Source organism: Rhodococcus sp. NPDC057297 (assembly GCF_042667435.1).
In the GTDB taxonomy this organism is placed as follows: Bacteria; Actinomycetota; Actinomycetes; order Mycobacteriales; family Mycobacteriaceae; genus Rhodococcoides.
Genome location: NZ_JBHUZE010000001.1, coordinates 824442 through 830984 on the forward strand (window position 1 = coordinate 824442; position 6543 = coordinate 830984).

Genomic DNA, 6543 nt, shown 5'->3' on the forward strand with positions numbered 1-6543 from the left:
GGTGTGCTCACGCTTGTCGCAGTAGCGCCGTCGTGCGTTCCGCATCGACGGGTCGACCCAGGTGGAAGCCCTGGGCCAGATGGCATCCGGCGGCCACGAGGGCGTCGTACTGCGCCTGGTTCTCGACGCCTTCGCCGACGACGGTGACGTCGAATGCAGTGGCGAGCATGACGATCGCGGAGACGACCGCTTCGGCACGTTCCCCGGGCAGTTCGGCGATGTAGGACCTGTCGATCTTGAGGCACTCGAACGTCGGGTAGCGGTCGAGGTAGGCGATGGAGCCGTACCCTTTGCCCAGGTCGTCGAGCAGCAGTGCAACGCCCATCGCGCCGAGGGCTGCGAGGGTCGCGGAGACGCGGGCGGTGTCGGAGACCCATACCGTTTCGGTGATTTCGAGGCCGAGGGCCTCCGGAGGTAACCCGGTGTCGCGTAGTACGGCGGCGACGTCGTCGGGAAAAGCGCTGTTACGCAGCTGAAGAGCGCTTACGTTCACACGGATGGTGATGTCCGAGAACGTTCTCCACTGCACCGCCTGCGCGCACGCGGTGCGGAGCGCCCACGAGCCCAGGGCGGTGGCCAGGCCGGTCCTTTCTGCGACGGCGACGAACTCGGTCGGTTCGATCGGTCCTCGCTCCGGATGGTTCCAGCGTGCCAGTGCCTCGACTGCAACGATCTTACCGGTGGAGATCTGTATCAGCGGTTGATAATGCAGTCTGAGATCTCCTGCGGCCAGGGCGTTCCGTAGGTCGATCGACAACGATCGGACGCGGTCCGCGTCGTACAGGTCGTCGCGGTCGAAAAGTGCGTACCCGCCGTCGCCGCTGTCCTTGGCGCGGTACATTGCCAGGTCGGCTCGGTGAATGAGATCGCGCCGGGTCATCGACGGTTCCGACAGGGCGATGCCGATGCTGACGCTCATCGGGATGGGGCCGTCACCCGGGCGCAGAGGCGCGCCCAGCATCGAAATTATGTGGCGGGCAAACTCTTCTGCCTCGTCAGGTCCCTGGATGTTCTGGTACATGACGAGGAACTCGTCGCCCCCGAGCCGGGCTACGGTGCCTCGTTCTCCCACGGCGTCGGTGAGGCGCTCGCTGAATCGGACGAGAGCACGGTCCCCGCTCTCGTGTCCGAGGCTGTCGTTGATGATCTTGAAGTCGTCGATGTCGAGGAGCAGGAGCGCAACGTGACTGCATTCCGAGTGGTTCCGCATGAGCGCATCGTCGACGAACTCGTACGCCAGCGTCCGATTGGGGAGTGACGTCAGGGCGTCGTGCATGCTCTTGAGCCACAGCTGTCGGTCCAGCTCCACGCGTTTGAGCGCTGACGTCACGACGCTGGCGACGGCGGCGAGGAAGCTCATTTCGTCGGCACTGTACATCCGTGGCTCGTGTCCGTACACCGCCAGTGCACCCCAGTGCTCCGATGAGGCGAAAGGGACCGGTACCGCTGCGCCGCTGCGCATCTCGAGTCCTGCCATTGTCGAGGTGTCGAAGCGATCTTCGGTGGCGATGTCCGGGCAGATAACCGGGATGTTGTGCTGCAGTGCGTAACCGGCCATCGAATGGTTGCCGGCCGGAATGGACGCGCGCGGGGACAGGGTCCGGCTGGCAGCGAGAACGTTCAGGGTGCTGTCCCCGGCATGCGTCTGGTGGACGACGGCTGCGGATTCGACGCCCAGAAGCGTCGCGGCGGCCAGAGCTGCGGCCGACATCAACTGCGCGAGGTCGGCGTGCACACTGAGGCGGCTGAGTTCGGCGAGCGCTTGTTGCTCGGCTGCGTGCTGTCTGGCCGTCGCGGCCACGGCCTGCAATTCTTCGTCGCGGTGGTGCCCGGCCGTCCTGTCCCGAATGATCGTGGCGATCTTGCCGGGGAAGCCGTCGTGGCTCTCGAGGACGAAAGCTGAGACTGCGACGGGGATGGCGACGTCCGTGCGGTGATGGCGAAGTTCGCTCAATCCCCGCCACTGACCGGTATGCCTCAGACTCGCCTCGACCTCGTCAGCCACCAGGAGGCCGCGAACGGTGAAGAACATGTCAGTCGTGAGAGCGTCGCCGTCCGGCAAGCAATCGAGTCCGACGAGTGCACGCCCGGCCGGGTTGACATACAGCACCGCACCGGAGAATTCGGACAATGCGATCAGATCGGGCGACAGGTCCAGTATCGCCTGCAGTACGGCCAGGTCATCGGTCGGATCCGGCATAGCCGTCCTTTCAGGCCAACTGACAGTCGACAACACATGGTATGGCCTGGTCCAGTCGATAAGTGCTGAATCCATGGGAGCGCACAAGAGCCGTCGGATACCCAACGATGGCGGACTCGAACCACTTCGTCCTTTCGCCCGACAAACCTGCTCGTTTCCCTGCACACTGGCGAAATGTGGTGGTGGATTCTGGGCATCGTGGCGCTGTGGATCGTGATAGCGCTCATCTTCGCTCTGCGCATCAGCCGTGGACTTGGATCGATCGGCAACTGGGACGACGAAGACGAGGATCTCTAGAACGCCGGATATGATGTGCGTCGTCGATCGCAGTTCGTGGTCGAACCGGAGGGGCATCCGTCGAGCAGCGGCGTCGTCACCCGGAGCAGGTGCACGCCATGGTTCCGCGCTGCTACCTGCATCAACGTTGATTGCATGCAGCTCGGACTGAGGTGAACGATGGCTGAACCCACCGCGCGAGCGTCGGACAATTCGCCGACGTTGTCGGGACTCGCGGACTTCGCGCGTGACCTGCGCAAGGGCAACCGCACGGTCGAGGAAACCGTCCAGCAGATCCTGGCGCTGTCGATCGACCTGATCGGCAATGTCCACCACGGATGCGTCACCACCCTGGAGAAGGGGAAACGCACCGTGGTCGCCTCGACGGATTCCGTCGCCGAGGAGATGTGCCGCCTGCAGTACGAGTTGGACGAAGGTCCCATCGACAACGAACTCCGGCACCTCGACACCGTCGTGTCCGGGGAGCTCGACGGTGAGCAGAGGTGGCCGCAGTTCGCGAAGATCGCGGTGGCGGAAGGGGTGCGATCCCTGGCTGCGTTCCGGCTGTACTCCGGTGACGGCGACCTCGGCGCCCTGGTCTTCTACAGCAAATGCACCGACGCGTTCGACGAGGACGATCTGGTCGTCGGGGAAGCCGTCGCGACCCACGCAGCGCTGGCCCTTCTGGCCGCGCGCGAGCGGGACCAACTGAAGTCGGCGCTCGCACGACGGGACATCATCGGCCAGGCCAAGGGAATGCTGATGGAGCGGTACTCCATCGACGCCCTCCGCGCCTTCGACCTGCTGGTCAAGCTGTCGCAAGAACGTAACCAGCGACTCCACGACGTTGCCGCGGAACTCGTGGCCGCCGAATCCGTGTCGCAGTAGTCGGAAGTCGACCGTGCTCGAGGTTACTGTCGAAGTATGACGTTCGAGAGCACCTACGCCGATCGATTGGATGCGCTCGTGCTGCCCTGGCAGGGCGCCGACGCACCGAGTCCGCAGTTGCTGGTGTTCAACGACGCCCTCGCCGGCGAGTTGGGGATCCCCGACGTCGGTGTCGACGTTCTGGCGGGCGCCAGCGCTCCCTCCGGGGCCAGCCCGGTGGCCATGGCCTACGCGGGTCACCAATTCGGCGGTTACGCACCGCTTCTCGGCGACGGACGCGCACTGCTGCTCGGGGAAGTGCCCGTCGGCGACGGGCGGGTGGACGTTCATCTCAAAGGATCCGGCCCGACGCCGTTCTCCCGCGGAGGCGACGGATTTGCTGTCGTCGGCCCGATGTTGCGCGAGTACCTGATCAGCGAGGCCATGCACGCGTTGGCGATTCCCACGACGCGTTCGCTGGCCGTGACGGCCACCGGGCGGGATGTGTACCGAAACGGGCCGGAGCCGGGTGCGGTGCTGACGCGCGTCGCGGCCAGCCACATTCGGGTCGGAACGTTCGAGTTCGCCGTTCGTCGGGACGGCCTCGTTCAACCGTTGGCGGACTACGCGATCGAGCGTCACTACCCCGCCGCGACGGGCGATTACCTGGCGTTCTTCGAGGCTGTGGTCGATGCACAGGCATCGTTGGTGGCCAAGTGGATGCTCGCCGGGTTCGTGCACGGCGTCATGAACACCGACAACACCACCATCTCCGGCCAGACCATCGACTACGGACCGTGTGCGTTCATCGACGGGTACGACCCGGCTGCCGTCTTCAGCTCCATCGACCAGGGCGGGCGGTACGCGTTCGGCAACCAGCCCGCGGTGCTGAAGTGGAATCTCGCGCGGTTCGGCGAGACCCTGCTGCGGTTGATCAGTGAGGTGCCCGACGACGCTATCGCCCAGGTCACCGCAGTACTGGAAAGTTTCGACACGCGGTACGACGGTTACTTCACGGCTGGAATGGCGTCGAAGCTCGGCTTGGCCTCGCCGGACAGGGGTCTGATCGACGACTTCCTGGCGGTCCTGCAGGCCGAGGGTGCGGACTGGACAGGGACGTTCCGCATGCTGGCGGACTCGTTGAGGGCAGGAGTGGAGCCGGCAGGAACGACCGTGGGGGCAGGAGTGGAGCCGGCAGGAACGACCGTGGGGGCAGGAGTGGAGCCGGCAGGAACGACCGTGGGGGCTGGATTTTTCGTTCCCTCGTGGCTTGCGGCGTGGGAGCCGCGTTGGCGTTCGGCGTTGGTCGGCGATCCCGCGGCCGTGGCCGATGCGATGGACTGCGTCAACCCGGTGTACATCCCGCGAAATCACCTCGTCGACGCGGCCCTCGTGGCTGCGACGGGCGGGGATATGAGCCAGTTCACGACGCTTCTCGAGGTTGTCACTCATCCGTTCGAGGTTCGTCCCGACTGGGCGGAGTTCGCCGGACCGGCGCCTGCTGTCTTCGCGAGTGGGTTCCAGACGTTCTGCGGAACTTGACACTCACCGCCGATTCTGTCTAGGTTTAGCCCACTTCGCGTGTGATCCAAGCCACCCGCGACTGGGTCATCCTTGGGGGATACGGTGAATCTGCGCGTCGTCACGGTCGTACTGTCTTTAGCTGCTGCGGTGTTGATTCCGGCGGCGACGGCATCGGCCGACCCGGCCCCGGACTTCTATTCTCCACCCGCAGAATTCGATTCGACGCCGGGCTCGCTCGTCCGCACCGAGCCGCTCCCTCTCCTCGCGTCGTTTCCCGGCGCCGACGGCACCTGGCCCGGCAAGGCCCAGCGGGTCATGTATTCCTCACGGTTGCAGGACGATTCGCCGGTCGCCGTCACCGGGACGTACATCGAGGCAAGCCAGCCCTGGCTCGGCACCGGGGAGCGCCCCACGATCATCGTGGCACCCGGAACCGTCGGGCAGGGGGATCAGTGTGCGCCGTCGAAGGCGTTCCAGACGGGACTGAACGCCACACTCGATCCGGTCTCGTTCTCGGCCAACCAGGAACAGCTCGCGGCGTCCGTCTGGATCGCACGCGGTGCGCGGGTGTTCGTCACCGACTACGTCGGTCTCGGCACGCCCGGTGTGCACACGTACGTCAACCGCATCGAAGAAGCACATGCAGTGCTCGACGCAGCCCGCGTCGCGAACGTCCTCAGTGGTACCGGAACGTCGACTCCGCTTGCGCTCTGGGGCTATTCGCAAGGCGGTGGCGCCGTCGCCGCGGCCGCGGAGATGCAGCCGACGTATGCACCGGAACTGAACGTCAAGGGCACCTGGGCGGGTGCACCGCCGGCGGACCTGTTGGCGACACTCGGGCAGGTCGACGGAACACTCATCGGTGGTGTCATCGGATTCGCGGTCAACGGATTCGTTGCTCGCAGGCCCGAGTTGCTGGAACCCTTCAATGCCCGACTCACCCCCGAGGGTAAAGCCGTCATGGCCGAGTTGAGCAACGCCTGCATCGGCGACGTCATCCTCCGCCGACCTTTCCTGCGGACCGAGACGTTCACCGCCGACCACCAGCCCCTGCTGGCCAATCTGCGCACGATTCCGGAAGCAGCGCCGATCTTCGACGAACAGCGCATCGGCACGCTGACTCCGGCCACCCCTGTGCTGGTCACCAGCGGTCGCAACGACGACACCGTCCCCTACGAGCAGGCCAGACAGCTCGCCGTCGACTGGTGCGACAAGGGCGCCACCGTCGACTTCGTCAGCAACGACCTGCCGCCGATCCTCCCCGGAGCCGTCCTGCCGAACCACTTCGGCCCGGACCTCATCGACGGCTACGGCACCGGACTGGCACTGAACTACATCACCGACCGGCTCAACGACGTCCCCCTTGCCGGTGGTTGCCGCATCGGCTGACAGCCCGAGCCCCGTCCAACGGAGCGCTCCCCTCGGAGCGCAACCCTCGTCGGAGCGCAACCCTCGTCGGAGCGCAACCCTCGTCGGAGCGAAAGTGAGGTTCGGTCCGTCTGACTGACCAGAGTCCGCTTTCGGTCCGGGGGGAGGGGCTGACCCAGTCGGAGCGCTCCCCCTCGTCGGAGCGAAAGTGGGGTTCGGTCCGTCTGACTGACCAGAGTCCGCTTTCGGTCCGGGGGGAGGGGCTGACCCAGTCGGAGCGCTCCCCCTCGTCGGAGCGAAAGTGGGGT

The 6543-nt window shown here is 65.6% G+C and carries 5 protein-coding genes; 4 read left to right on the forward strand and 1 reads right to left on the reverse strand.

Annotated elements, in window-relative coordinates; translation table 11 throughout:
- Positions 1–7 precede the first annotated feature (7 nt).
- Positions 8–2200 carry a putative bifunctional diguanylate cyclase/phosphodiesterase gene (locus tag ACFULT_RS03820; protein ID WP_378480650.1) on the reverse strand — a complete coding sequence of 731 codons (2193 nt, stop codon included), beginning with the start codon at positions 2198–2200 and terminating at the stop codon, positions 8–10.
- A gap of 174 nt (positions 2201–2374) precedes the next feature.
- On the opposite strand from ACFULT_RS03820, the gene ACFULT_RS03825 reads away from it, so the two are divergent.
- From ACFULT_RS03825 to ACFULT_RS03840, 4 genes are all read left to right on the forward strand, one after another.
- Positions 2375–2497, forward strand: coding sequence for a hypothetical protein (locus tag ACFULT_RS03825; protein ID WP_255032813.1), 123 nt, complete (start codon positions 2375–2377; stop codon positions 2495–2497).
- Between the two features lie 159 nt (positions 2498–2656).
- A complete protein-coding gene (locus ACFULT_RS03830) occupies positions 2657–3364 on the forward strand; it encodes a GAF and ANTAR domain-containing protein (RefSeq protein ID WP_037111892.1) in 708 nt (235 codons plus the stop codon).
- Positions 3365–3400: 36 nt separating this feature from the next.
- A complete protein-coding gene (locus ACFULT_RS03835; RefSeq protein ID WP_378480651.1) occupies positions 3401–4885 on the forward strand; it encodes a YdiU family protein in 1485 nt (494 codons plus the stop codon).
- A gap of 84 nt (positions 4886–4969) precedes the next feature.
- Positions 4970–6256: a lipase family protein gene (locus tag ACFULT_RS03840; RefSeq protein ID WP_378480652.1), complete on the forward strand. Its 1287-nt coding sequence runs from the start codon at positions 4970–4972 to the stop codon at positions 6254–6256.
- The last annotated feature ends 287 nt before the right edge of the window (positions 6257–6543 follow it).

Coding starts and splice junctions, on each gene's coding strand:
- ACFULT_RS03820 (WP_378480650.1), bottom strand. CDS start 2,200: ATGCCGGATCCGACCGATGACCTGGCCGTACTGCAGGCGATACTGGAC.
- ACFULT_RS03825 (WP_255032813.1), top strand. CDS start 2,375: ATGTGGTGGTGGATTCTGGGCATCGTGGCGCTGTGGATCGTGATAGCG.
- ACFULT_RS03830 (WP_037111892.1), top strand. CDS start 2,657: ATGGCTGAACCCACCGCGCGAGCGTCGGACAATTCGCCGACGTTGTCG.
- ACFULT_RS03835 (WP_378480651.1), top strand. CDS start 3,401: ATGACGTTCGAGAGCACCTACGCCGATCGATTGGATGCGCTCGTGCTG.